The organism is Halorubrum sp. GN11_10-6_MGM (genome assembly GCF_005435165.1).
Lineage (GTDB): Archaea > Halobacteriota > Halobacteria > Halobacteriales > Haloferacaceae > Halorubrum.
The window spans coordinates 1-743 of sequence record NZ_SGUC01000092.1 but is presented as its reverse complement, the minus strand read 5'-3'; the positions used below and the strand labels follow the sequence as shown (position 1 = coordinate 743).

General features: G+C 50.9%; 2 protein-coding genes. Both read left to right on the top strand.

What is annotated here, in order from left to right:
- Positions 1-357: ParA family protein (locus tag EXE46_RS16920; RefSeq protein WP_199234207.1), on the top strand; the 357-nt coding region annotated here is incomplete at its 5' end.
- Positions 358-360: 3 nt separating this feature from the next.
- Positions 361-743 (top strand): hypothetical protein (locus EXE46_RS16210; protein ID WP_137689366.1); only part of this gene is annotated, 383 nt, incomplete at its 3' end.

The following is a 743-nucleotide window of genomic DNA, read 5'->3' as shown; positions in this document are numbered from 1 at the left end:
GCTCTCACAGCCTCTGACGGAATTGTAGTTCCTGTCCGTGCTGCTCAGTTCTCAATGGATGGGCTAGGCCAGCTTAATTCGACGGTTCGAAAGGTCCAGCGGATAAATGAGGACCTAGAGATGATCGGGTTGCTCCTGAACAACCTCGATTGGCGGTTTGGGGAGACAAAAGCTGGTGTACAGCAGATTGAGGAAGCGTATGGGGACCTGGTGTTCGATACGAAGGTGCCTCTCGGGGCAAAATTGGTTGAGGCGTCAAGGGGATTTGATCCAGCTGAACATGTTCGGGGGACGGATGCGGAAGAGATCTACCAGAAACTGACTCGTGAGTTAATCCAACGAACCATCGAAGCGTAAGCTATGCCCAAGCAAAAAAAAGACACTGACGAAAGGCCTGAATCTCCACTCAACTTACCGGATGTGGGAGGTAGTAGAGACATGTCGACAAATCGTGAGGACGACACATCGGAAAATAGCTATGGCGATGTGTCAGAAGGTCGACATGATGACGAGTCGACAGAGACCTCGAAACTCAAGCAACACCTGGAGCTGGTAATCGATCAGCCAGCACCAATGAGAAGTGAGAAGCCGGATTTAAGCGTAAAGCCAAATGGCTATGTGAGTGAGGAAGTTGATGAGATGCTTCGCGGAGTGGTAAACGCGCTGGAAAATCGATACGGCAAGAATTTCTCGAAGAGTCTCGTCATGGACTTTGCCCTGCGTGCCGTTCTCCTCGACGCTCA